Here is a 25,154-nt window from a genome sequence, read left to right as displayed (position 1 = left end):
CCTCCTTCTTAGAATTCTAGACCAGCTTCTCTTGCTGCATCTGCTAATGCCTGAACCTTACCCTGGTAGATGAATCCTCCTCTGTCAAATACAACAGTCTTGATTCCCTTTTCCAGTGCTCTTTCAGCAACAACTTTACCAACGTATGCTGCTGCATCTACATTATCTGTCTGCTCAAGTGCTTCCTTGATTGACTTCTCTACTGTTGATGCTGCTACAATTGTGTTTCCAACTGAATCATCAATAATCTGAGCGTACATATGATTATTACTTCTGAAAACCGCTAAACGTGGTCTATCTGCTGTTCCAGCTAAATGATTACGAACACGCATATGCTTCTTAATACGAACTTCGCTTCTTGATTCTTTATTAACCATCTTATCTCACTCCTTTATTATTTCTTACCAGTCTTACCAACTTTACGTCTGATAGTCTCGTCAACATACTTGATACCTTTGCCCTTGTAAGGTTCCGGTGCTCTCTTTTCTCTGATCTCTGCTGCATACTGACCAACTTTTTCCTTGTCAATACCAACAACTGAAATCTTGTTACCATCAACCTTTACTTCGATACCTTCTGGGTCAACCATCTCAACTGGATGTGAATAACCAAGAGCAAGAACTAATTTATTGCCCTGCTTCTGAGCTCTATAACCTACACCGTTTACTTCCAGATCCTTAACATAACCCTCTGTAACACCAATGATCATGTTGTGGATAAGTGTTCTGGTAAGTCCGTGTAAAGACTTCATCTTCTTTAAATCATTAGGTCTTGAAACTGTGATTACATCAGCTTCTAACTTAATATCCATTTCTGCTGGGAGAACTCTCTCAAGTGTTCCCTTTGGTCCTTTAACAGTCACTTTATTATTTTCTGCGATATCTACAGTCACTCCTGCAGGTACAGCGATAGGCATTCTTCCGATACGTGACATTTCGCCTTCCTCCTTAAAATTTATATTATTTGTATTTGTGCTGCACGGAGTGTATCCATGCAGGCTTTAACCTCCGGTATTTTTCAGGAAATGATGCCGGAGGGATTGTTTTATCAGCTTTCGCACTAACTTCGCACGGTGCTTTCAGCTTGTGCTCACTAAGTGCTCTAATGACATCCACTCGAACTAAACTCATCCATCGTCTTCGACTCGTATTCGTTAAGTCTCGGGATGGGCTTTCGCACTAACTTCGCACGGCGCTTTCAGCTTGTGCTCACTAAGTGCTCAATGCCTACCAAACAAATGCTAATACTTCGCCACCAACATTCTGCTTTCTTGCTTCCTTGTCAGTAAGTACACCTTTGTTTGTTGAAATAATTGCAGTTCCGAGTCCACCAAGTACTCTTGGAAGCTCATCCTTGCTTGCATATACACGAAGACCTGGCTTAGAGATTCTCTTAAGGCCTGTGATGATCTTCTCGTTCTTATCTGCACCATACTTCAATGTAATTTTGATTGTCTCAAACTTACCATCTTCGATAATGTCTACTGCCTGAACATATCCTTCTGATAAAAGGATGTCAGCAATAGCCTTTTTCATCTTTGAAGCAGGGATTTCTACTGTATCATGTTTTGCTGTGTTAGCATTACGAATTCTTGTAAGCATATCTGCTATTGGATCGCTCATTGACATAATGTTTCTTCCTCCTTCTATCTCTTACCAGCTTGATTTCTTAACGCCAGGGATCTGTCCCTTGTATGCTAATTCACGGAAGCAGATTCTACAGATTCCGTATTTCTTTAATACTGAGTGTGGACGTCCACAAATCTTGCAACGTGTATATTCTCTTGATGAGAACTTCTGTTTACGCTGCTGTTTAACTTTCATTGCTGTCTTAGCCATAACGAATCTTCCTCCTTTAATTATTTGCTGTAAGGCATACCAAATAATGTTAACAGTTCGCGACCTTCTTCGTCTGTCTCTGCTGTTGTAACAAAGATGATATCCATACCTCTGACTTTATCAATCTTATCGTACTCGATTTCCGGGAAAATGAGCTGTTCCTTGATTCCTAAAGCATAGTTACCTCTGCCATCGAAACCGTTAGGGTTAACACCTCTAAAGTCACGTACACGAGGAAGTGCAAGGTTTACAAGACGATCTAAGAACTCATACATCTTCTCGCCACGAAGTGTTACTTTACATCCGATAGGCATTCCTTCTCTTAACTTGAAGTTAGCAACTGACTTTCTCGCACGTGTAACAACTGCCTTCTGACCGGCGATTGTTTCAAGATCCTTGATAGCTGCGTCTAAAACTTTAGCATTTTCTCTTGCTTCACCAACGCCCATGTTAATAACGATCTTATCAAGCTTTGGGATCTGCATTACATTTTTATATCCAAATTTTTCAGTCATGGCGCTTTTAATTTCAGCGTCATACTTTTCTCTAAGTCTACTCAACTAAGACGACCTCCTTCCAATTAATCTATCTTCTCTGTTTTGCCATCTACTTTAGCAACACGGACTTTATCTTTACCTGTTCCTTCAAAACCAACTCTTACCGGCTTGCCTTTGTAAAGATACATTACATTGGAGATGTCCATTGGAGCTTCCATTTCGATAATTCCGCCTGCCTGGTTAGCCATGCTTGGCTTGCTGTGCTTAAATACTTTATTTACGCCTTCAACGACTACAGTACCGTTCTTCTTGTCAACATGAAGGACCTTGCCTTCTTTGCCTTTATCCTTGCCGGCAATAACCTGTACCATATCATCTTTCTTAATCTTTAATGTTGCCATGGTCTACACCTCCTTATAATACTTCAGGTGCAAGTGAGACAATCTTCATGAACTTCTTGTCTCTTAACTCTCTTGCAACTGGTCCAAAGATACGTGTTCCTCTTGGATTTAAATCGTCTTTTATAATAACTGCTGCGTTCTCATCAAACTTGATGTATGAACCATCCTTACGACGAGCGCCCTTCTTTGATCTTACTACTACGGCCTTAACAACATCACCTTTTTTAACAACTCCGCCTGGTGTTGCGTCTTTAACTGAGGCAACGATGACATCGCCGATATTTGCATATCTTCTTACTGAGCCGCCTAAAACTCTGATGCAAAGGAGCTCTTTGGCACCAGTATTATCAGCAACTTTAAGTCTTGTTTCCTGCTGAACCATTTTATTTGCCTCCTTATTTAGCCTTCTCTATAATCTCAACAAGTCTCCATCTCTTATCCTTTGATAAAGGTCTTGTCTCCATAACTCTTACTCTATCGCCAATATTGCACTCATTCTTCTCATCATGAGCCTTTAACTTGTAAGTTCTCTTTACGATCTTTCCATAAAGAGGATGCTTAACATTATCTACGATAGAAACAACGATTGTCTTGTCCATCTTGTCACTTGTAACGATACCTACACGTGTTTTTCTCAGATTTCTTTCCACAATATATTCCTCCTTCTAAGATAATTAAGCATTAGCCTTCTGGGCTATAACTGTCTGTATTCTTGCAATATTCTTTCTTACATCTTTGATTCTGCTTGTGTTCTCTAACTGATTTGTAGCATTCTGGAATCTTAAGTTAAATAATTCCTTCTTTGCAGCTACTAATTCGTTCTGAAGCTCATCAACAGATTTAGCATTTAATTCGTTCATATAGTCCTTAGTTTTCACTGCCTGCTACCTCCTCTAATTCTTCTTTTGAAACGATCTTACACTTAAGTGGAAGCTTGTGCATAGCAAGTCTTAAAGCTTCTTTTGCTACTTCTTCAGGTACGTCTGCAATCTCAAACATAACTCTGCCTGGCTTAACAACTGCTACCCAGTACTCAAGTGCTCCCTTACCTGAACCCATACGAGTTTCAGCCGGCTTAGCTGTAACTGGCTTATCAGGGAAGATCTTGATAAATACTTTACCACTACGCTTCATATATCTTGTCATCGCAATACGGGCTGCTTCGATCTGGTTTGACTTGATCCATGCAGGCTCAAGTGCTACTAAACCATACTGACCGTTTGTAATCTTATTGCCTCTAAGTGCCTTACCAGCCATAGTTCCTCTGAACTGCTTACGACGCTTTACTCTCTTAGGCATTAACATTATTTATCCGCTCCTTCCTTCTTTCCTTTTACAGGAAGTACTTCACCATGGTAAACCCATGTCTTAACACCAACTTTACCAAATGTTGTGTCTGCTTCAGCAAAACCATAATCAATGTCAGCACGAAGTGTCTGAAGAGGAATTGTTCCCTGGCTGTAGAACTCTGTTCTAGCCATATCAGCACCACCAAGACGTCCTGAACATGAAGCCTTGATACCAAGCGCTCCGGCTTTCATTGTTCTGCTCATGCATGACTTCATTGCTTTTCTGAATGAGATACGATTCTCAAGCTGTGCTGCAATGTTCTCAGCTACTAACTGTGCGTCTGCATCCGGCTTCTTGATTTCTTTTACATCGATGAACAGCTTCTTATCTGTAAGCTTCTGTGCATCTGCTTTGATCTTTTCGATTCCAGCTCCGCCCTTACCGATGATAACACCAGGCTTAGCTGTATATAATGCAACCTTTACTCTGTCTGCAGCTCTCTCGATCTCGATCTTTGAGATATTTGCATTGTAAAGTGTCTTCTTTAAATAAGTTCTGATTTTATGATCTTCTACAAGGTTGTTAGAAAATTCATCATTCTTTGTGTCAGCATACCATCTTGAATCCCAATCTTTGATAACGCCGACTCTTAAACCATGAGGATTAACTTTCTGTCCCATTATTTACCTCCTATCTCTCGTCAAGCACGATTGTGATGTGACTTGTTCTCTTCTCGATTCTATATGCTCTACCCTGGGCTCTTGGATGAACTCTCTTCATTGTAGGTCCCTTGTTAGCGTAGCACTCTGCTACATAAAGGTCCTCTGCCTTAAGTCCATTGTTGTTTTCAGCATTTGCGATTGCTGACTTTAACAGCTTCTCTATAACACTTGAACCATATCTTGGGTTGTATGTCAGAATACCAAGTGCAGTCTGAACATCCTTACCTCTGATGGCATCTAATACGAAACAAGCCTTTGTTACTGACACTCTTGCATATGATACCTTAGCTGATGGTCTGGTATCTTTATTCTCATTTCTGAGTCTCTTATCATGGGATCTATGTCCTTTAGCCATGATTTAGTCCTCCTTTCAAATATTCCAAATATTATCTTCTACCCTTCTTTTCGTCTTTACCATGACCTCTGTAGGTTCTGGTAACTACGAACTCACCAAGCTTATGTCCAACCATGTCTTCTGTAACATATACAGGTACATGCTTTCTTCCATCATGAACTGCGATTGTATGACCTACGAATGATGGGAAAATTGTTGAACGTCTTGACCAGGTCTTAACAACTTCTTTGCTATTGCTTGCATTCATAGCATCTATCTTCTTGAGTAAATGCTCATCTGCGAATGGTCCTTTTTTTAATGAACGAGCCATTGTCATACCTCCTTATTAACTATTTAATGCTCTTGCCGTCTCTTCTTCTTACGATCATCTTATTAGACTGCTTGTTCTTCTTTCTTGTCTTTAATCCCATTGCTGGCTTACCCCATGGAGTTGAAGGGCCTGAACGACCGATTGGTGCTCTACCTTCACCACCACCATGTGGATGGTCATTAGGGTTCATAACAGAACCACGAACTGTTGGTCTAATACCCATGTGACGTTTACGTCCGGCTTTACCAATGTTAACAAGGCCATGCTCAATGTTTCCTACCTGACCGATTGTTGCACGGCAGATGATTGGAACCATTCTCATTTCGCCTGAAGGAAGTCTTAATGTTGCATACTTTCCTTCCTTAGCCATAAGCTGTGCTGAGTTACCTGCTGAACGAACAAGCTGTCCGCCCTTACCTGGGTATAACTCGATGTTGTGTACTAATGTACCAACTGGAATATTCTGAAGTGGGAGGCAGTTACCAACTTTGATCTCTGCTTCAGCACCACTCATAAGAACATCTCCTACTGCTAACTTATAAGGAGCAAGGATGTATCTCTTCTCGCCATCAGCGTAGAACAGAAGTGCAATGTTTGCTGATCTGTTTGGATCATATTCGATTGCATTAACTGTTGCTGGAATTCCATCCTTATCGTTTCTCTTGAAATCTATAATTCTGTATTTACGTTTCTCACCACCACCGTGATGTCTAACTGTGATCTTTCCCTGATTATTACGACCAGCTGTCTTGCTCATTGATACAACGAGTGATTTCTCAGGTGTTGATTTTGTGATCTCTGAAAAATCAAGGCCAGTCATATTTCTTCTGGAAGGTGTATATGGGTTATATGTCTTAATTCCCATTTTTGTTCTCCTTTCGGTTCAATTTATTGTCACGCTTTTTTGCGTATAAATCTGTTTCGTTATTTTACAGTCCTTCGAAAATTTCGATCTCTTTGCTTGCTTCTGTAAGTTTAACGATTGCTTTCTTGTACTTGTCTGTTCTTCCAAGTGTTACGCCACGTCTCTTAACCTTACCGTCATTGTTCATGGTGTTAACCTTAGCAACTTCTGTTCCTTCGAACATCTTCTCTACAGCTTCTTTGATCTGAGACTTTGTTGCTTCCGGGTGTACAAGAAATGTGTACTTCTTCTCTGCCATTGCATTCATACTTTTCTCTGTGATTACAGGCTTAAGTATAACGTCATAATATTTGATGTCTGCCATTATGCGTACACCTCCTCAATTGCTGCTACAGCATCCTTTGTAAGAACAAGCTTATCATACTTAAGAATGTCATATACACTCAGTGAGTTTGTAGCTGTTGTCTTAACTGTTGGAATGTTGTTTGCTGAAAGAACAACCTTGTCGTTCTTGTCCTTTGTTACTACTAATGACTTAGGAGCTTTAAGATTTGCAAGGATCTTTGCGAATACACTTGTCTTAACCTCTTCTAATTCAATCTTGTCAACTACAACAAGTTTATCTTCTGCAAGCTTTGCTGAAAGTGCTGACTTCATAGCAAGCTGCTTTTCTTTCTTATTCATCTTAACTGAATAATCTCTTGGCTTTGGTGCAAATACAACTCCGCCACCTGTCCACTGTGGAGATCTTGTTGAACCCTGTCTTGCATGACCTGTTCCTTTCTGTCTCCATGGCTTTCTTCCACCACCTGATACTTCAGAACGAGTCTTTGCGCTCTGTGTACCCTGACGGCTATTTGCCAGCTGGCCAACTACAGCCAGATGCATTAAATGTTCATTTATCTCTACACCGAATACAGAATCATTGAGTTCTAATGTCTCAACTTCTTTTCCTTCGATGTCATAAACCTTAACTGATGCCATTTTCGTTCCTCCTTCCTAAAGACTACTTGCCAGTCTTTACTGTATCCTTAATCATTACTAATGATTTCTTTGGTCCCGGAACTGCGCCCTTTACCAAAATAACATCATTTTCTACATCTATCTTAACTACCTCAAGGTTCTGGATTGTAACTCTTACGCTACCCATATGTCCAGGCATCTTCTTACCTTTGAATACTCTACCTGGTGTAGTAGCTGAACCGTTTGAACCTGCATGTCTGTGATACTTGGAACCATGTCCTGAAGGACCTGACTTTAAGCCGTGTCTCTTAAGACCGCCTGCATATCCCTTACCTTTTGTCTTTGCTGTGACGTCAATCTTGTCTCCTTCAGCAAATACATCGGCTTTGATCTCTGCACCAAGTTCGTACTGAGCACAGTCATCAAGTCTGAACTCTCTGTAGAAAGTCTTAGGTGTTGTGTTTGCTTTCTTTGCATGTCCAACTTCTGCCTTACCAGCACCATGTGGGTTTCTGATTACTTTCTTTCCTGATACATCTTTTGTTGTGATTCTTTCTTTCTTTTCGCCGAATCCTACCTGAATTGCATCATAACCGTCATTCTCAACTGTTTTTACCTGGGTTACAACACATGGACCAGCCTGTAAAACTGTTACCGGCACTAAAACGCCGTTTTCGTCGAAGATCTGAGTCATTCCGACTTTTGTTGCTAAAATAGCTTTCTTCATTTTAAGTTTTCCTCCTAATTTAATTCACAGCGGATTGTCTTGACAATCATACTAAATTACATCCTTCGGATGCATTAGGTTACTGCTTGTGCACTGTTTCGTGCTATGTTTGTTTTTTTGTGATTTGATTAGTTCACTTCTAATTTTTGTGGCTGATTATTTCATCTTTACGTCGATGTATACGCCAGCTGATAAATCGATCTTCTGTAATGCATCAATTGTCTTCTGTGTTGGTGCAATCACGTCGATTAATCTCTTATGAGTTCTCTGCTCGAACTGTTCTCTTGAATCTTTGTACTTATGAACAGCTCTGAGGATTGTAATCTTCTCAACCTTTGTAGGCATTGGAACCGGTCCGCTGACTTTAGCTCCTGTCTTTTTAACAGTATCGATGATCTGTCCAGCAGCCTGATCGATAAGTTTGTGGTCGTACGCCTTCAATGTGATTCTCATAATCTGTTTTGCCATAAAAAAAGCCGCCTCCTTTTCGCACTTTTTAATAGTACAACAAGTGGTGACTGTACACTCTCCCGTGTGTATCCTGAATTAAATCAGAATCAACACGTCGTTTCTATCCTTTTGATAGACAGTTATTGGTACAGTGACTTGTCGTCAGTAATTCTTTATTGACATTCGCTCCACGAAAAACCTGTATCTATGCGATACAGCAACCTCCGTTTCAACGCTATCATGTCACAGCACGTTTGATTATATAACACGTTTTTGCGGAATGCAAGCATTTTTTCTATATTTTTTAAGAAATTTTTTATTATATTTCCCTGCACTTTTTCATCCGTCATACTGTTATATTTTATCTGTTTCTTCTATATATAATGCACAATAGAAACGTTATCGCTTATTTCAGCTTAAAGCTCTGCTTCAGCTTCACGCCCCTGTTATTATATATTTCCAGTTTCGGGAAACTTAAAAGAAAAGCGATATCCGATGCGTAACCATAATTTCTGGTATCAAATCGTTCGAATTCTTCTGATAATGCATCAAACAGCTCCTGCATATCATCTATCTTGTTATTCCGTTCTGACAGATACGATGTGATAAAGTGTTCTACGTTTTCCCGGTCATCGATCATCTCGAGATAATACTGCTCTCCAGCTTTATAGAATTGAATATCTTTTCCATTTTTCAGAATTAGTTCTTCCATGCTGGTATATCCATAGTTTCTGGTATCGAATTCTGTGTGCAGCTTTGTGAGCTTATATATCAATCCTGCCAGTTCTGTACAGATACCCGAAGCTCTTTCTTCTATTATAATGCGGTAGACATCAGATACAATCTCTGATAATGGTGTCAGACACTGTTCCGGTTCATAGCCCTGCAAAATATCTATATAACAGAAGCGATTACATCTGCGGATAAACGATTCGCTGTGTACGTTACTGCCAAATACCCGAATATTCTTGCCCTGCTCCTGTGCCTTTACAACTGCCGCCAGGATCGTATCATCATCGGTCACAATATCGATTCCTCCGACCTGCCGGTCAAATGCATGGGCAACCAATTCTGTTATAAAAGTGCAGCCGGCATGATTTCCCCTTTCTTCTGCTCCCATCACGCGAAATCCCTGCTTCTGCAGTTCTTCTTTCGAAGCTTTTGAAACATAGCCGCATGCCAGACGGTCGATCAGATCATCCTGAATCATGATCTCTCTGCATACAAGCGGTGCATAAACGGTATCCACTGTATTACAATCATATATTAAAATCCGCTTCATGAATGGCTCCTTTCTTCCGTCAGCACAAGCTGCATCAGAGTCTGGTGAATGCCAAAGGTCCGGCACAACCGTTCCGCTTCTGCTTTTGCCCGCTCCCGTTTCTCCTCTGATACCGGTTTCTTCACTGCCCGGATCAGAATATTTTTAGGTGAATGTTCAATATCAATAAATTCCAACAGATCTGTCTTATATCCACAATATTCCAGCATACATCCACGGATCGCATCAGTCATCAATGCCGCTGTCCGTTCCTTGATGATTCCGTACTTGGTCAGTGCCGACAACTCCTCCGACCGGATCTGTTTATTTAACTCATGCTGGCAGCACGGAACAGATAAGATGTATGTCGTGTTCCAGCAGATCGCATTATAGAGCGCATAGTCAGTTGCCGTATCACAGGCATGCAAGGTCACTACCATATCCACCTTACGGTCTGTCCGATATCCATTAATATCACCGATTTTAAACTTCAGATCTGTATATCCGCATTTTTCTGCCAGCTTATTACAGTTCTTTATTACCTGTTCTTTCAGATCAAGCCCTGTGATATGTGCTGTCATATGACGGATCTCTACTATATAATAATATAAGAAGAAAGTCAGATAGGATTTGCCGCATCCAAAATCAATAATGTTGATCTCATCGCCTTTATAAGTCTTTAACACATCATCGACCATCTCGATAAAGCGGTTGATCTGACGGAACTTATCATACATGGAGGAAACTACTTTTCCCTCTTTGGTAAATATTCCAAGCTCCCGGAATGCAGGAATATCCATTCCCTCATCCAGAATATATTTCTTCTTGCGATTATTACCGCCGACCAATATCGTCTTATTCTCCGCCTGTCTGCGACTGACTGCCAGATTTCCTTTTTTGCCTGCTTTTACATCATAATCTGTTGTCAGAGAAAATGCATTCATCTGCTTAAACTCTGCCGGAAAATGCATCGCAATATGCTCTGCCAGCCTTCCTTCTTCGATATTCTCATGAAAGACCTGCGTCTGTGTATATTTCTCAAGCTGATATGCATTTCTGCCCTTTAATACCTTCCGGGCAAATATGATCTTCTTGTATTCTCCCTTTCCATTGCTCAGTACGACCTTATGTGGATGTGTCTCCACGATCTCTTTTATAATATCCATATATTTCTCCATGTTTTCTGTCTTGTATCTGCTTATCATTTTGTGAAACACAGCTCATGAAATGTCCTTCACATAATTAACATTCTCACGAGCAAATAATTTGGCATTCATTACATCCCAAATTATCTATTGTAATTATATATTTTCGTTTTGCTCTACTGCTGTGATTTTATCACCCCGGCAGATATCGGTCAATTTGTTTTCCTTATATGCCGATTTCATTTTCTTTCTATGCAGATTTCATCGTTGACTTGAAAATGACTGCACCTTATAATATAGTAGTTTTATATAAATATTTCAAACGAAACGAGGATATCGATTATGTGGACAGCCGATCACTGGCAGGATTATGAAGTAATAGATTGTTCAGATGGAGAAAAACTGGAACGATGGGGCAAATACATTCTCCTTCGTCCTGATCCACAGGTTCTGTGGTCAACTCCAAAAACAGATAAACGCTGGAAGCAGCTAAATGGTCACTACCACCGCAGCAATAAGGGCGGCGGTGAATGGGAGTTCTTTAACCTTCCGCAGCAATGGTCGATTCATTATAAAGATCTGACCTTTAACCTAAAACCATTCAGCTTCAAACACACCGGTCTGTTTCCGGAACAGGCAGCCAACTGGGACTGGTTCTCTGACCTGATCCGCTCATCGAAAAAGAAAGAGATCAAGGTATTAAACCTTTTCGCTTACACCGGCGGTGCAACCTGTGCGGCAGCAAAAGCAGGTGCGGCAGTTACTCATGTTGATGCTTCTAAGGGCATGGTTACATGGGCAAAGGAAAATGCAGTCTCATCCGGACTCGGAGATGCTCCGATCCGCTGGATCGTTGATGACTGTGTAAAATTCGTAGAACGTGAGATCCGCCGTGGCAATCACTATGATGCGATCATTATGGACCCACCATCCTACGGCCGAGGACCAAAGGGCGAGATCTGGAAGATCGAAGAAAAGATACATCCATTTATCAAGCTGTGCAGCGAGCTGCTCTGTGATGATCCGCTTTTCTTCCTGGTCAATTCCTATACGACCGGACTTGCACCAGCCGTTCTTACCTATATGATAGCAACCGAGGTACAGTCTAAATTCGGCGGTCATGTTATCTCCGACGAAGTAGGACTTCCGGTTACAGGCTCCGGTCTGGTACTGCCATGCGGCGCTGCCGGAAGATGGAGTAAATAAACAAATACGGGACAATTATTATCTTTGTGAAGCAAACCTAATAATTGTCCCGTATTTATTTTATATAGTCCTACCAGTTTCTCTCGTCCATATCCAGATATGTCTTATGCGTTCCGACATATTTGTAAGCCGGACGGATGATCTTACCGGCATTTACCAGCTCTTCTATTCTATGTGCACTCCAGCCTGCAATTCTTGCGATTGCGAAGATCGGAGTAAACAGTTCGATCGGTATATCAAGCATACGATATACAAATCCACTGTAGAAATCGACATTTGCCGAGATAACGGAGTTTCGCTTCTTTGCAAGAAGTTCCATAGAGATCCGTTCAATATCCGTGTACAGCTTGAACTCCTCCTGCATACCCTTTTCTTCTGCAAGTCTTCCGGCATAACGTTTCAGGATCTTGGCTCTTGGATCGGACACCGTATAAACAGCATGTCCCATACCATAGATCAGACCGCTATGATCAAAGCCCTTCTTATCAAGCAGTCCCTGAAGATATTCACGGATCGCCGCTTCATCGCTCCAGTCTTTTACATGAGACTTCAAGTCATCCATCATCTGCTGAACCTTCAGGTTCGCACCACCATGCTTCGGTCCTTTTAAAGAACCGAGAGAACCGGCAACGGTTGAATAGGTATCAGTTCCGGTTGATGATATAACATGTGTTGTAAATGTGGAGTTGTTACCACCACCATGCTCTGAATGAAGCACCAGACAGATATCCAGTACCTGCGCTTCAAGCTCAGTATACTTCTTATCCGCACGGATCAGGCGGAGGAAATTCTCTGCTGTCGAAAGGCCCGGCTTCGGATTGTGAATGATAAGACTCTTATCCTGATAATAATGCTTATAGCCTGATAGCCATATGCAGCGATCAGCGGAAACTGTGCAATCAGTTCCATACTTTGACGAGGACATTTCGAATGCTGATGTCATCCGGGCAGTCATCATATGAATATAAAGTAAGCACACATCGCTGTAAGACATTCATCATATTCTTACTTGGTGCTTTTAAAATCACATCACGAGCAAACTTTCTTGGGAGCTCCCGGAACGTCTCCATCAATTCCTTAAATTTATTAAACTGAGTTCTGGTCGGCAGTTCACCGAATAAAAGCAGGTAGATTGTCTCCTCAAAGCCGAACTTGCTTCCGTGAAATCCACGTTCCAGATCTTCGATATTATATCCCTGAATATAGAGTCTTCCGTCTGAAGGAACCAGTTCACCATCCTGAACCGCAAAACCGGATACATCTGAAATCTCTGTCAGACCTGTTAAGACACCTTTTCCATTTGAATCACGAGGCCTCTCTTAACATCATATGTAACATAGAGGTTCTGATCGATCGTACCTGAATCATTGCAATAACCAACCAGTTCATCTAAAATTTTCTCGTACTCTGCACTTCCCTTTTCCAAACCTCTATCTCCTTTCGAATATAGTATTTAAGCCAAGCTTAAGTTTATCAAACTTTCGCCTAGCTTGCAAGACTATTTCGCTGCCTGTGAGGCAGTCTCATCTATTTCTATAATATATTTTTCAAATGCATTTATGATCGTGGTATCCAGGTATCTGGATTCCCGTACAAAATCCCTGCCATAATTACTATGCACATGACCATGTACCAGATACTGCGGATGATAGTCTTCGATCATTGTCCGGAAGCACTTGAAACCGGTATGACAAAGATCCTCGGAATCATTGATCCGGTACGCAGGGGCATGCGTGATCATAATATCAAATCCACGATGTTTTCTTATCTGCCGACCCAGCTTACGAATGCGCTTCTCCATTGCTTTCTCGGTATACTGATGCGGTGCACCATTGTACTGATACTCCATACAGCCTCCAAGACCCAGGATCCGTATTCCTTTATATACATAGATTCGATCGTCAATGCAGATACAGCCATCCGGTGGTGTGTCTGCATAACAGGTATCGTGGTTTCCATATACATACAGAACCGGGGCATGTGTAAATGTCGCAAGGAACGACAGATACTGCGGTGCCAGGTCGCCGCAGGAAATGATCAAGTCAATTCCTTCTAATTTTTTCTTATCAAAATAATCCCATAGGTATTTTGATTCTGCATCCGCCAGAACAAGAATCTTCATATCCGTATCTCCGTGTTTTCTTTTCTTTTCTACGAAACTGTACCCCGCCTGTTTCCATAAAGAAAACCCGCTCATCTACATTCGTACTCTGGATCACAAGACCCGCATAGCCTTATTATACTATGTCTGTAGTTTTTTTCAATTCCAGATTTTCCGGCGTATTAACTCCCTGGAAAGCAACAACATCTCTGGCATCTTCTACCAGCTCATCCAGAGTCGGGATCGAACCAACAACAATATCTGCCAACCAATCCATCTTCATGATCTCCTCAGGGCTCATTTCACCATCTTCATCATCACGAACCACTCCATTCTGTGAATAGAGCTTGCCGTAGAATGGACTTACCGTACCATCCTTGATCAATCGCTTCATCAGATTTACCAGTCTCGCCGTTCCAACCGGAAGATGGTTCGAACAGATCACATCGATCACTCCGGCAGACATGCCCCACCAGTAATTCAGAACCTTTACTTTCTCGTTCTTTTCTTCCAGCTTCCAGTTACCATCCAGAATCAACTGAACGATCTTCTCATAGAATACACGCCAGTTGTAAAATGGCATCGCAAGATTCGATATCTCGTTCCCATCGCAGGAATACAGACCGAATTCACGGGAGGCCGTAAGCGGTGTGATCATATCCTTATCGGATACATAGGAGATGCCCAGTTCCTTAAACCGTTTCTTCGGATCGGAGCCTTTGACCTTTGACCACTCCAGATAGATTTTCGCTCTTGGATTCACAAACTTTGCTCCCATCGCAAATGCGTTGATGTTCGCCGTCGTTCCATAGATCGGATAATCAGCTACATAGCCGATCCTGCCATCCTCACAGAGTGAACCTGCGATAATACCGGTTATAAACTTCGCCTCATACATTCTCGCATAATACGTTCTGACATGGCTGGTCGATACATTTAACGAGCAGTTTAATATCTTCAATTCCGGATATTTAATCGCAGCCTTTAATGACTCCGGAAGCATCTCCGGGCCGGTTGTAAATACAACATCGAATTTGTCCTGTGCGATCTGCTCCAGGCATTCTGCAAGCTTCGTATTATCATCCATATTCGAAAAAGTATGTGTCTCAACCCGATCCTTGAATTTACCTTCTACGCCCATTCTTCCAAGATCATGGCTGTAAATCCATACAGAATTCTCAGGCTCTTTATCATAAACAAATGCAATCTTAAGCTTCTTCGGTACCGGCGTGATACTGAACAGCTTCTTCTTTGACTCTACCGGTTCCAGCTTCGGAACGATCGTCATGTTCTTCTTCTGTGCACTTAATACGATCTCGTCCCAGACCTTTTCCAGATTTTCCTTTACCTCATCATAAGACATATCCTGTAATGCCTTGTATCCATATACATTTAAAAATACAAGCATAGCATCATCTACCGTGATCGGAAGACTGTCACTGCCGTTTTTCTGCCTGTATGCTGTATCAAATGCCAGATGTGCCGAATTCAGGTTCATACGATCATCATCCGTAAATCCACCATCCGGTGTCAATCCTATATATTCTCTTAATTTGTCATATCCGCCAAGCTGTGTGAACCATATATAGTTGATTCCTGTCTGCTTATGGAAATCTACAAATTCATAATAAATCTTGTTTTCCAGCTCATCTGTCCGCTTCGGCAGCTTTCTGATTACCATCGCAGGGACAGAATCCGCACCGAAATATTTCAGTACGCTGACACGCTTATTTCCCTCTATGACATAGAATTTATTCATATATTCATATACTTTGATCGGGTCATGGATTCCTTCTTCTATATGAGAGTCACAGAGAGATGACCATTTATTTCCGAATTCAGAATTCGCATCTAATATAGGCATGAAGTTACTTGCAAATGCTGTAGTACGGCCTTTTGTCGCTGTACCTACAACCCGATCGAGAGAAATATGCTGTAAACCAAGATTTACTTCGCCTGCAATATCGGAATTCGTGATCAGTTCATCCAGTACCGGCAGATATGGATATTCATTTTTAGAAAGTGCAGCCTGATATCTCTTTTCACCAAGCTTCTGCGCTTTTACATAATCATTTAATGACATGTTAAAAACCTCCTATCTGTGTCTAAATCAACCTGTTTAACTCATTGTTCCATCATTTTTTCCGTTCACTATATATATACAACAAAAACCGAAAATTACCAGTGGCAAATCGTATTTTCATCTTTTTCACGCCTTAAAATTTCTTATTCCGGTAAAGTTTTGTATATTTTTAATAAAATTAATTGTGCATTTCTTACATTTTTACCTTGAAATTTAAAATAGCGTGTGTTAATATAATATCAGAATAGTAAATAACATACAATCTTGAATTTTAAATCGGTGTGTGTGAATACTTATAAATCAAAGGAGCCTGTTTCCTAACTTCTTACAGGCTCCTTTTCCTTATCTTTTTATCTGCTCTGAAAGGTAATCGTTATCTCTGTTCCCACATTCGGTTCACTTGTTATATCAAGCTTCGCATCATGCTGCGCTACGATGTGTTTTACGATCGCAAGTCCAAGACCGGTTCCTCCGGTTGACTTCGACCGACTCTTATCGACCCGATAGAATCTCTGGAACACCAGTCCCAGATGCTCCTCAGGTATTCCGATACCGGTATCCTTCACCTTCATGACAACTGAATGATCTTTCTCATAAGAATACACAGTTACTTCTACAGTTCCATCCGGTTTATTATATCGGATCGCATTATCGGTCAGATTATATACCAGTTCTTCCATCATCATCTTATTACCCATAATATAGCTTGGCTGACCGGAGAACTTCAATGTAACATTATGTTTTTCTGCCGATAGCATCAGCATATCCACATTCGATCTTGCAACCGCACACAGGTCGATTCGTTCCATAGATGGTGCATTCTCTGTTACATCAAGCTCTGACAGACGAATAATGTCATTGATGAGGGTAAGCAACCGATTTGAATTACGATGGATCTCTGTAGCAAATCGTCTGACATCACCATCTGCCGCCATTCCGTTTTCAATCAGCTCAGAATAACCGGAGATTGCTGTCAGAGGTGTCTTTAACTCATGAGATACATTTGCCGTAAATTCCTGTCGCATCTGTGCATTCTCCATAATATCATTATGCTGTTCCCTGATTGTATCAATCAATGGACGAATCTCCTTATAGGCGTTAATATCGTCAACATGATCCAGATCCTTTGCCATCTGTCCGATCGGACAGACGATACTCTTTGTCAGATATCGGGATATCAGAACCACGATAATTACAAGCACCAGCATAATAACCGTCATACTTGGAAGTCCCTTCAAAAAAACACTGACAATGCTGCTTGTCTCCTTTGATACACGAAGTACACAACCATTTGAAAGCCGGATCGCATAGTAGAAAGTACTCATATTGAGCGTCTGGGAAAGACGGGTATCCTCGCCTTCTCCTTTCTCAAATGCCTCCTCAATCTCCGGTCTGTCGTTGTGTTTTCCCATGGTCTCCGGATCTGCCATATTATCATACTTAACCGTTCCATCCGGTGCAACTAATGTAATACGCAATTCTGTATTCTTAATCCTTACATTGCGGAGCTCACTGATATCATCAAATAATCCTGCACTCTTCAAGGTCTGTGTGTAATTTTCCAGATCGCGCATGATCTCCTTTTTAAACAGATCATAATAAACCGTTGTCGAAAGTATCATCGTACACAATATCGCAATCAGCGTCAATGCTATAAAGCGACTGTTGATCTTGCTGGATAATCGTTTGTCTTTTCTGACCTTCTTATCCTTTTTATCTTTCTGTTCTTCCATAAAAACCTGTTCTTTCTGTTATAAGATTCTTCTGTTATAAAATTTTCCTGCTTCTTCTTATTCCATCTTATATCCGACATTACGAACTGTCTTGATCATATTCCCTGCATCTCCCAGTTTCTGGCGCAGAGTCTTGATGTGCATATCAAGAGTCCTGGATTCACCTTCGTAATCCGTTCCCCACACATCCATCATGATCACTTCTCTCCGAAGTACAATTCCGGCGTTGATCATTAACAACTTTAACAATTCAAATTCCTTAAAGGTCAACTCACACGGAATATCATTCACATGCACGATACGCTTCTCGGAATCAAGGGTTACGTTCTTCAGTCGAAGAATCTGATCCTCCTGAATACTCTTGCTTCTGCGAAGCAATGCTTTAACTCTGGATATAAGCTCCATTACGCCGAATGGCTTTGTCAGATAATCATCTGCTCCGATATCCAACCCCTTTACCTTATCAAGTTCTGTTGTCTTTGCCGTCACAAGAATGATCGGCACACGCACAGTCTCCGGACGTTCTCTTAATTTTCTGACAATCTCTAGTCCATCCTGATCCGGTAACATGATATCCAGTAGGATCAGATCCGGAATCTTCTCTGTCATTCTGGAAAAGAAGCTCTTTGCATTTGCAAATCCTTCTGTTACATATCCCGTGTTCTTTAAGGCAAACATTTCTATTTCCTGAATGTTCATATCATCTTCTACAATATAAATCAATGCCTGCATCTGCCGTTCCTCCTGTCTCTGTTCTTTCTTATCTATAATAATATATTTCTAATATATGGTCAAAGTAATTTACACTTTATGATATCGTATACTTTACTATAAACTGTACTTTTCCTTATACATGCTGTACATCGCCTGAAACTCTATATTTGATTCCTGTTTGACCCGGTTCAAATACTCATGCATATCAAAGCTGTCTGTCTTAACCTGAAGCAGTGATGCAGCCACATTTGAACAATGATCTGCCACACGTTCATAATTATTCAGAAGATTTTCAAGAGCGATACCAAGCTCGATCGTACATTTTCCCTTCTGCAGACGTTTGATATGCTGCTTTTTGATCGTAGCATTCAGACCATTAATTACTTCCTCCAATGGTTCAATCCTCTTTGCTATTTTCATATCATCTTCATTCAGTGCTTTACAAGTCATGCTCATGATCTCATAAACTGCATTTGAATACAGATTTAATTCTGCCATTGCTTTATCTGAGAATACCATTTCTTCCTTGTGCATCTTAGCATAAATTTCTGCGATCGCTAATGCATGGTCGGAGATACGCTCCAGATCTCCGATACAATGAAGCCCATTGGATACACGTTTGCTGTCTTCCTCTGCCAGTTCTTTTCCGCTGACCTTCGCCAGATACGTTCCGAGTTCATCTTCGTATTTGTCTACGATATCTTCCAAAGCCTCAACACGTTGCCACTTCTCTTCCGAATAATCCTTCATCAACTCTAATGAATCGTATAACGCTTCAGCTGAATACCCTGCCATCTGATTCATAACATCCATGCTCTGTGTAACGGCAAACGCCGGTTGCTCCAGGAATCTGGCATCCAGATGCTTTAACGGTACAAGCTCCGCAATCTCCTCAACAGGTTCTTCTTTCTCACGGATCGTAAGAGTTGCCAACTTCTCAAGACCCTTTCCAAACGGAAGCAATACAATTGTTGTCAGAATATTAAATATACTGTGGATCACTGCAATGCCAGCCGGAGTTGCCATATCCTGTAATACACCGAAATTTACAAATGCATTGATCGAATAGAATACGATCATAAAGAGAATGGTTCCGATCAGATTAAAGTAAAGATGTACAAAAGCTGCACGTTTCGCATTTTTCTTTGCTCCGATACTGGATAATAATGCCGTTACACAAGTACCGATATTCTGTCCCATTATAATAGGAAGTGCCGTTCCATATGTAACTGCTCCTGTCATGCAAAGTGCCTGTAAGATACCAACCGATGCCGATGAGCTCTGGATGATTGCTGTAAATAATGCTCCTACGATCATTCCGAGTACAGGATTTGAGAACATTAAAAGCACATTTGCAAATTCAGGAACATCTGCAAGAGGAGCAACCGCACCGCTCATTGCATCCATTCCGTACATAAGGATCGTAAATCCCAAAAAGATCATGCCAATATCATGTTTTTTCTCATTCTTGGAAAACATCAGAAATGCAATACCGATAACCGCTAGGATCGGAGAAAATGAGGATGGCTTTAACATCTGGATCCAGATACTGTCTCCCTGAATTCCTGACAAACTTAAGATCCAGGAAGTAACTGTCGTACCGATATTGGCACCCATGATAATGCCGACCGCCTGACGCAGTTTCATAATCCCGGAATTTACAAAACCAACAACCATAACGGTTGTAGCCGATGATGACTGAATAACCGCTGTTACAGCCGCTCCAAGCAGCACCCCTTTGATCGGCGTTGAAGTCAGCTTTTCAAGGATACGTTCCATCTTACCGCCCGCCGCACGGGTCAGGCCGTCTCCCATTACGTTCATACCAAATAAAAACAATGCAAGTCCGCCAAACAGTGCAAGTACATCAAAAATACTCATAAAAAAATTCCTTCCTTTTTACATAAATTAGACATTTGTACCTTCGCACATCATCGTATAACAGGTATGTAAAAAGGAAAGGATTCCTACGTAAAGTCTGTGTAAAATTTTAAAATTTATTTTACATTTCACGCTGAATGCGTTTAATATTCTTCCTGGCTCTGTTCAAGATACGTTCTGTCAGGACCATCGTTTTGTAAAATACATACGGTACCGCCAATCAGTCCTACCAGACAAATACCATATCCTGCCGATACCAAAATACTCTCTGCCATACTCCATGATGACATAAGCCCGATTCCTTTCAACGTGACAGCTACAACCACAGCGATCACGCCCCAGACGATACTGTTCAATAACAAAAACATTTTTATCAGGTGCTGTTTACTTTTTCCTTTACCGGCATCTGCTGTCATATTCCATATACGTCTCATGACAATCACCTCCTGATCCTGTATCCTATAAGACTCTTAATTTCCGGAAATATGTTCTCCTGTTATATAATATATGACCCATTCTGAAATATTCGTTGCATGATCGCCAATCCGCTCCAGATATTTTGCAACCATCAAAAGATCGGTTTCCTGTTCCCCTGCATCTGCATTCCTGTGGATCAGATTGATCAATTCACTCTTCACTTTTATAAACAGATCATCTACACATCATCCTGGGCAATAACTTTTCTTGCTTTTGTAAGATCAAGATTCACATATGCTTCTATACTGTCAACCAACATGACCATGCTTTCTTTTGCCATTGCCTTAATATGTTCCAATTCTTTTACATAAGGTTTGCCTGCCATCTGGATCGTCAGTTCAGAAATATCTGCTGCATGATCACCGATACGTTCCATATCCGTTACCATTTTGAGTGCAGATGAAACCTGACGAAGATCTGTTGCAACCGGCTGCTCCATTAAAAGAAGTTTAAAACACAGACTCTCAATATCCTTTTCCTGCTGATCGATCTGATCATCCCTGCGGATAACCTCCTGTGCCAGATCAACATCCTGATTTACAAGTGCTTTGATCGCCTTTTCGATCACACCCTCGATCATGGATCCCATCTCAACCATTTCATCATTGAGTTTTTTCAACTGTCTGTCATAATTTGTCCTCATTATCTTTACTCCTTTTAACCAAATCTTCCTGTGATATAATCCTCAGTTCTCTTATCCTGTGGTTTCGAGAACATCTTCTCGGTATCATCAAATTCGATCACCTGACCCAGTAAGAAGAATGCTGTCTTGTCTGCAATACGGGTTGCCTGCTGCATATTATGTGTAACCATGATAATCGTATAATCATGTTTCAGCTCCATAGCAAGATCTTCGATCTTTGACGTAGAAATCGGATCAAGTGCTGATGTCGGTTCATCCATCAGTAAGACCTCCGGTTCAACCGCAAGTGCTCTGGCGATACAAAGTCTCTGCTGCTGTCCGCCGGAAAGACCCAGTGCCGATTTCTTCAGTCTGTCTTTTAATTCATCCCATATTGCTGCCTGCTTGAGAGACCTTTCTACGATCTCATCCAGTTTTTCTTTATTATGGATACCATGTGTCCTTGGACCATATGCTATATTGTCATATACACTCATTGGGAAAGGATTCGGATTCTGGAACACCATTCCAACCCGTTTTCTTAGCAAATTTACATCCATTCCGTCAAATATATCTTCACCATCTAACTTCACATCACCCGTGATGTTACAACCTTCCACCAGATCATTCATACGGTTTAAACATTTTAAGAATGTTGATTTACCGCATCCGGAAGGTCCAATAAATGCTGTAATCTGTTTTTCCGGTATTTCCATATTTACATCTTTCAACGCATGGAATTTACCATAGTGAAGATTCAGATTTTTTACATCAAATTTTATATTGCTCATCGATTTATCTCCGTTTATATCTATCTGTTATCTGTCTTTTTCTGTTTTCGCCGACATTTTCTTTGCAATTGCATCGGATGCGAAATTAATCAATACTACGAATACAAGAAGAACAACGGCTGTTGCATATGCCTGATCCGTATGAAGTCCCTCTTTGGAAAGAAGATACATATGTACGGACAAGGTTCGTGTGGAAGAAAATAAATTCTTCGCTATTCTCGGCACACTGCCTGCCGTATAGATCAACGCTGCTGTCTCCCCGACAATTCGCCCGGTTGCAAGGATAACACCGGATAAAATACCCGGAACAGCACTCGGTAAAACAACCTTAAATACTGTACGAAGTTTTCCTGCACCAAGTCCAAAGCTTCCTTCTCTGTATGACTTTGGAACAGCCAGCAAGGCTTCTTCTGTTGTTCTCATGATAACCGGAAGCACCATGATCGCCAGTGTAAACGCACCGGACAGCAGGGACAATCCCCATCCAAGCTTTGTCATAAATAAGATCATTCCGAACAAACCATATACAATAGATGGAATACCTGTCAGTGTCTCTGCAGTGATACGTACAATTCCAACCAGCTTATTTCCTGATTTTGCATACTCCACCAGATAAATAGCTGCGAAGATACCGATCGGTCCCGCAATCAGCAGTGACAGTAATGTCATAAACAACGTATTAACCAATGCCGGAAGCATCGAGCAATTATCCGATGTATATTCCGGCTTGAACAGATCCGGTGTCAGATTCGGAATTCCTTTTGCAAGAATATAGATCAAAATAAAAGCAATACAAACCAACGTCAAAGCTGCTGCCAGATAAACAAGTATCCGAAGGATCAGTGAGCCGGGACGTCTTTTATATTCCGCAAGTAAATTTCTTTTTCCCATTTAGTTCACCGTCTTTCTTTTTAAAATTGAAAACAGCAGGTTAATGATCAGAATGAATACAAACAATACAACACCTGTTGCGATCAGAGCCTCTCTGTGAAGATCCTGGGCATAACCCATTTCCATTACGATATTTGCAGTCATGGTTCTAACACCCTTCATCAATCCTTTCGGCATATGGACCTGATTTCCCGCCACCATGATAACAGCCATTGTCTCACCGATCGCACGACCAACGCCCAAGATGATCGCTGCCATGATACCGGATCTTGCAGCCGGTACTACGGTAAGAAATACACTTCTTTCATGTGTCGCTCCAAGTGCTAATGCACCCTGATAATATTTATCCGGGACAGCACTGATCGAAGTTTCAGATACACTGATGATCGTCGGAAGTATCATGATGCCAAGCAGTACAGATGCGGTAAGCATTGTATTTCCGTTCACTCCGAAAATCTGTCTGACTGCCGGAACAAGTACACACATTCCAAAAAATCCGTATACAACCGATGGAATTCCTGCCATCAGATTGATAAATGGTTTAATGACCTTATATGCTTTTGGTGGGCAGAATTTTGATAAAAATATCGCTGTCAGAAGTCCGATCGGAACGCCGATCACGATTGCCCCGGCCGTAACGTAGATACTGCCAAGAATAAACGGAAGGATTCCAAAATAATCATTGGTCGGTCTCCAGACTTTGCCAAAGAGGAAATCTGTCAGACCGATTGCCTTCATGGCAGGAATACCACTTGCAAATAAGAACACACAGATCAATAAAACTGCTGCTATCGATACAAATGCCGCTAACAGGAATACGATATGCATGAATATTTCTTTAAACTTTTGCATAGAGGACACTCCTTACTATTTGACATCTGCCCAGGTTGCTGCTTCTCCTGTAAAGATTGATTTTACCTGATCGGTAGTTAAATCAGTTGCAGGGTTATTCTTATTTACAATAACTGCGATACCATCCATTGCGATTACAGTAGCTGTAAGTCCTTCACTTGTCTCGCTATCCTTCAGTTCTCTGGATGCCATACCGATATCACATGTACCATCTGCCGCTGCTGTAATACCTGTTGTTGAATCAGATTCCTGAAGCTCGATATCCGCACCACTGTTCACTGCCTTATATGCCTCTGTTAATTTCTCCATAACAGGAGTTACAGATGATGACCCGGCAATTACGATTTTACCGGTTGCTCCTGAAGACTTAAATGCTCCTGAATTTGCAATCTCGATGTAACCATTGCTTGATACGATCTTCTGTCCATCTTCACTCATAATATAGTTGATAAAATCCTGTGCTACATCACTTACCTGACCCTTTGTTACAATGTTGAATGGTCTTGATAATGTGTATGTACCGTTGTTGATATTATCTGCTGTTGCTTCAACGCCGCCGATCTTAACTGCCTTTACGGTATCATTTAATGCTCCAAGTGAGATATAACCAATCGAATAATCGTCTCCTGCAACTGTTGTGAGAACTACTTCTGTACTGTTTGCTGTAATCGCGCTCGTAGTTGTCTTATCAACTTTATTTCCATCTGCGTCCTTTTCTTCTACACCAGTCAGTTCCACAAATGCTCCTCTTGTACCTGATCCTTCCTCTCTGGATACAACTGAGATCTCCTGTGATGTATCAAAACTTCCGCTCTTGGAATCTGAACCACCTTTACTTCCACATCCTGCAAGGCATCCTGCCGCAAGTGCTGCACTTAATGTTAACGCTAAAATCTTATTTCCTTTTTTCATTTTAATTTTCCTCCAATTGACTCTTTGGACTCAGAATCGTTCATCTTTCTGATCCATTCAAAATTAT

At 41.2% G+C, this 25,154-nt stretch carries 33 protein-coding genes and 1 pseudogene; 1 reads left to right on the top strand and 33 read right to left on the bottom strand.

Annotated features, from left to right (window positions below):
- Positions 1 to 8 precede the first annotated feature (8 nt).
- From rplR to DXA07_RS09765, 20 genes are all read right to left on the bottom strand, one after another.
- Positions 9 to 377 (bottom strand): 50S ribosomal protein L18, encoded by a 369-nt coding sequence (gene rplR / locus DXA07_RS09860; protein ID WP_008402729.1) that lies wholly within the window; start codon positions 375 to 377, stop codon positions 9 to 11.
- Positions 378 to 394: 17 nt separating this feature from the next.
- The gene (gene rplF / locus DXA07_RS09855) at positions 395 to 934 is read right to left on the bottom strand and encodes a 50S ribosomal protein L6 (RefSeq protein ID WP_021944971.1); all 540 of its coding nucleotides are present in this window, start codon (positions 932 to 934) and stop codon (positions 395 to 397) included.
- A 292-nt stretch (positions 935 to 1,226) separates the two neighbouring features.
- Positions 1,227 to 1,628, bottom strand: coding sequence for a 30S ribosomal protein S8 (rpsH, locus tag DXA07_RS09850; RefSeq protein WP_021944972.1), 402 nt, complete (start codon positions 1,626 to 1,628; stop codon positions 1,227 to 1,229).
- A 24-nt stretch (positions 1,629 to 1,652) separates the two neighbouring features.
- Positions 1,653 to 1,838, bottom strand: a complete 186-nt coding sequence (locus tag DXA07_RS09845) for a type Z 30S ribosomal protein S14 (protein WP_008402734.1) — start codon at positions 1,836 to 1,838, stop codon at positions 1,653 to 1,655.
- A 20-nt stretch (positions 1,839 to 1,858) separates the two neighbouring features.
- Positions 1,859 to 2,398 (bottom strand): 50S ribosomal protein L5, encoded by a 540-nt coding sequence (rplE, locus tag DXA07_RS09840; protein ID WP_008402736.1) that lies wholly within the window; start codon positions 2,396 to 2,398, stop codon positions 1,859 to 1,861.
- A 20-nt stretch (positions 2,399 to 2,418) separates the two neighbouring features.
- Complete coding sequence (gene rplX / locus DXA07_RS09835; RefSeq protein WP_021944973.1) at positions 2,419 to 2,736, bottom strand: 50S ribosomal protein L24; 318 nt, start codon at positions 2,734 to 2,736, stop codon at positions 2,419 to 2,421.
- A 13-nt stretch (positions 2,737 to 2,749) separates the two neighbouring features.
- On the bottom strand, positions 2,750 to 3,118 hold the full coding sequence (gene rplN / locus DXA07_RS09830) for a 50S ribosomal protein L14 (RefSeq protein ID WP_021944974.1): 369 nt from the start codon (positions 3,116 to 3,118) through the stop codon (positions 2,750 to 2,752).
- Between the two features lie 13 nt (positions 3,119 to 3,131).
- Positions 3,132 to 3,389 (bottom strand): 30S ribosomal protein S17, encoded by a 258-nt coding sequence (rpsQ, locus tag DXA07_RS09825; protein WP_173783815.1) that lies wholly within the window; start codon positions 3,387 to 3,389, stop codon positions 3,132 to 3,134.
- Positions 3,390 to 3,410: 21 nt separating this feature from the next.
- Entirely contained in the window at positions 3,411 to 3,614 is a 204-nt protein-coding gene (gene rpmC / locus DXA07_RS09820) for a 50S ribosomal protein L29 (protein WP_008402741.1), read from the bottom strand.
- A complete protein-coding gene (rplP, locus tag DXA07_RS09815) occupies positions 3,604 to 4,041 on the bottom strand; it encodes a 50S ribosomal protein L16 (RefSeq protein WP_008402742.1) in 438 nt (145 codons plus the stop codon). Before rplP ends, rpmC begins: the two co-directional genes overlap by 11 nt.
- A complete protein-coding gene (rpsC, locus tag DXA07_RS09810; protein WP_021944975.1) occupies positions 4,041 to 4,706 on the bottom strand; it encodes a 30S ribosomal protein S3 in 666 nt (221 codons plus the stop codon). The genes rplP and rpsC overlap by 1 nt, the downstream gene beginning before the upstream one ends.
- A 10-nt stretch (positions 4,707 to 4,716) precedes the next feature.
- On the bottom strand, positions 4,717 to 5,103 hold the full coding sequence (rplV, locus tag DXA07_RS09805; RefSeq protein ID WP_021944976.1) for a 50S ribosomal protein L22: 387 nt from the start codon (positions 5,101 to 5,103) through the stop codon (positions 4,717 to 4,719).
- 31 nt (positions 5,104 to 5,134) lie between these two features.
- Positions 5,135 to 5,413, bottom strand: coding sequence for a 30S ribosomal protein S19 (rpsS, locus tag DXA07_RS09800; RefSeq protein WP_021944977.1), 279 nt, complete (start codon positions 5,411 to 5,413; stop codon positions 5,135 to 5,137).
- Between the two features lie 19 nt (positions 5,414 to 5,432).
- Positions 5,433 to 6,278: a 50S ribosomal protein L2 gene (gene rplB, locus DXA07_RS09795; protein ID WP_021944978.1), complete on the bottom strand. Its 846-nt coding sequence runs from the start codon at positions 6,276 to 6,278 to the stop codon at positions 5,433 to 5,435.
- Positions 6,279 to 6,342: 64 nt separating this feature from the next.
- Positions 6,343 to 6,642: a 50S ribosomal protein L23 gene (rplW, locus tag DXA07_RS09790; RefSeq protein ID WP_021944979.1), complete on the bottom strand. Its 300-nt coding sequence runs from the start codon at positions 6,640 to 6,642 to the stop codon at positions 6,343 to 6,345.
- Entirely contained in the window at positions 6,642 to 7,262 is a 621-nt protein-coding gene (gene rplD / locus DXA07_RS09785; protein WP_117822139.1) for a 50S ribosomal protein L4, read from the bottom strand. The genes rplW and rplD overlap by 1 nt, the downstream gene beginning before the upstream one ends.
- A gap of 22 nt (positions 7,263 to 7,284) precedes the next feature.
- Positions 7,285 to 7,968: a 50S ribosomal protein L3 gene (gene rplC / locus DXA07_RS09780; protein ID WP_008402751.1), complete on the bottom strand. Its 684-nt coding sequence runs from the start codon at positions 7,966 to 7,968 to the stop codon at positions 7,285 to 7,287.
- A gap of 156 nt (positions 7,969 to 8,124) precedes the next feature.
- Complete coding sequence (gene rpsJ / locus DXA07_RS09775) at positions 8,125 to 8,436, bottom strand: 30S ribosomal protein S10 (RefSeq protein ID WP_021944981.1); 312 nt, start codon at positions 8,434 to 8,436, stop codon at positions 8,125 to 8,127.
- A gap of 388 nt (positions 8,437 to 8,824) precedes the next feature.
- Positions 8,825 to 9,700 (bottom strand): OST-HTH/LOTUS domain-containing protein, encoded by an 876-nt coding sequence (locus DXA07_RS09770; RefSeq protein WP_118484438.1) that lies wholly within the window; start codon positions 9,698 to 9,700, stop codon positions 8,825 to 8,827.
- Positions 9,697 to 10,845 carry an SAM-dependent methyltransferase gene (locus tag DXA07_RS09765; RefSeq protein WP_243000499.1) on the bottom strand — a complete coding sequence of 383 codons (1,149 nt, stop codon included), beginning with the start codon at positions 10,843 to 10,845 and terminating at the stop codon, positions 9,697 to 9,699. Before DXA07_RS09765 ends, DXA07_RS09770 begins: the two co-directional genes overlap by 4 nt.
- 321 nt (positions 10,846 to 11,166) lie before the next feature.
- Here DXA07_RS09765 and DXA07_RS09760 point away from each other — a divergent pair, with 321 nt between their 5' ends.
- A complete protein-coding gene (locus tag DXA07_RS09760; RefSeq protein WP_118484434.1) occupies positions 11,167 to 12,030 on the top strand; it encodes a class I SAM-dependent methyltransferase in 864 nt (287 codons plus the stop codon).
- A 70-nt stretch (positions 12,031 to 12,100) separates the two neighbouring features.
- Here DXA07_RS09760 and DXA07_RS09755 read toward each other — a convergent pair.
- The 13 genes and pseudogenes from DXA07_RS09755 to DXA07_RS09700 form a co-directional block, all read right to left on the bottom strand.
- A pseudogene (locus DXA07_RS09755) lies at positions 12,101 to 13,414 on the bottom strand (citrate/2-methylcitrate synthase).
- A gap of 114 nt (positions 13,415 to 13,528) precedes the next feature.
- Positions 13,529 to 14,152, bottom strand: a complete 624-nt coding sequence (locus DXA07_RS09750) for a metallophosphoesterase (RefSeq protein WP_118484457.1) — start codon at positions 14,150 to 14,152, stop codon at positions 13,529 to 13,531.
- A gap of 115 nt (positions 14,153 to 14,267) precedes the next feature.
- Positions 14,268 to 16,214, bottom strand: coding sequence for a BMP family ABC transporter substrate-binding protein (locus DXA07_RS09745; RefSeq protein WP_117785653.1), 1,947 nt, complete (start codon positions 16,212 to 16,214; stop codon positions 14,268 to 14,270).
- 350 nt (positions 16,215 to 16,564) lie between these two features.
- Positions 16,565 to 17,947, bottom strand: coding sequence for an ATP-binding protein (locus DXA07_RS09740; protein WP_118484433.1), 1,383 nt, complete (start codon positions 17,945 to 17,947; stop codon positions 16,565 to 16,567).
- Between the two features lie 57 nt (positions 17,948 to 18,004).
- Positions 18,005 to 18,679: a response regulator transcription factor gene (locus DXA07_RS09735; RefSeq protein WP_021944989.1), complete on the bottom strand. Its 675-nt coding sequence runs from the start codon at positions 18,677 to 18,679 to the stop codon at positions 18,005 to 18,007.
- A gap of 96 nt (positions 18,680 to 18,775) precedes the next feature.
- On the bottom strand, positions 18,776 to 20,542 hold the full coding sequence (locus DXA07_RS09730) for a Na/Pi cotransporter family protein (protein WP_118484431.1): 1,767 nt from the start codon (positions 20,540 to 20,542) through the stop codon (positions 18,776 to 18,778).
- A gap of 143 nt (positions 20,543 to 20,685) precedes the next feature.
- Positions 20,686 to 20,976 carry a hypothetical protein gene (locus DXA07_RS09725; protein WP_118484429.1) on the bottom strand — a complete coding sequence of 97 codons (291 nt, stop codon included), beginning with the start codon at positions 20,974 to 20,976 and terminating at the stop codon, positions 20,686 to 20,688.
- A gap of 36 nt (positions 20,977 to 21,012) precedes the next feature.
- Positions 21,013 to 21,180, bottom strand: a complete 168-nt coding sequence (locus tag DXA07_RS14135) for a PhoU domain-containing protein (protein ID WP_348980814.1) — start codon at positions 21,178 to 21,180, stop codon at positions 21,013 to 21,015.
- 17 nt (positions 21,181 to 21,197) lie between these two features.
- Positions 21,198 to 21,662, bottom strand: a complete 465-nt coding sequence (gene phoU, locus DXA07_RS09720) for a phosphate signaling complex protein PhoU (protein ID WP_348980813.1) — start codon at positions 21,660 to 21,662, stop codon at positions 21,198 to 21,200.
- A gap of 14 nt (positions 21,663 to 21,676) precedes the next feature.
- A complete protein-coding gene (gene pstB, locus DXA07_RS09715; RefSeq protein ID WP_008402764.1) occupies positions 21,677 to 22,432 on the bottom strand; it encodes a phosphate ABC transporter ATP-binding protein PstB in 756 nt (251 codons plus the stop codon).
- Between the two features lie 27 nt (positions 22,433 to 22,459).
- A complete protein-coding gene (pstA, locus tag DXA07_RS09710) occupies positions 22,460 to 23,323 on the bottom strand; it encodes a phosphate ABC transporter permease PstA (RefSeq protein WP_118484427.1) in 864 nt (287 codons plus the stop codon).
- A complete protein-coding gene (gene pstC / locus DXA07_RS09705; RefSeq protein WP_118484425.1) occupies positions 23,324 to 24,175 on the bottom strand; it encodes a phosphate ABC transporter permease subunit PstC in 852 nt (283 codons plus the stop codon). It abuts the gene before it with no gap.
- A gap of 15 nt (positions 24,176 to 24,190) precedes the next feature.
- A complete protein-coding gene (locus DXA07_RS09700; RefSeq protein ID WP_118484423.1) occupies positions 24,191 to 25,087 on the bottom strand; it encodes a substrate-binding domain-containing protein in 897 nt (298 codons plus the stop codon).
- Between the last annotated feature and the right edge of the window lie 67 nt (positions 25,088 to 25,154).

This window comes from Clostridium sp. AM54-37XD (assembly GCF_003478225.1).
Classification (GTDB): domain Bacteria; phylum Bacillota; class Clostridia; order Lachnospirales; family Lachnospiraceae; genus Coprococcus; species Coprococcus ammoniilyticus.
This window is presented reverse-complemented; position numbering and strand designations above follow the sequence as displayed.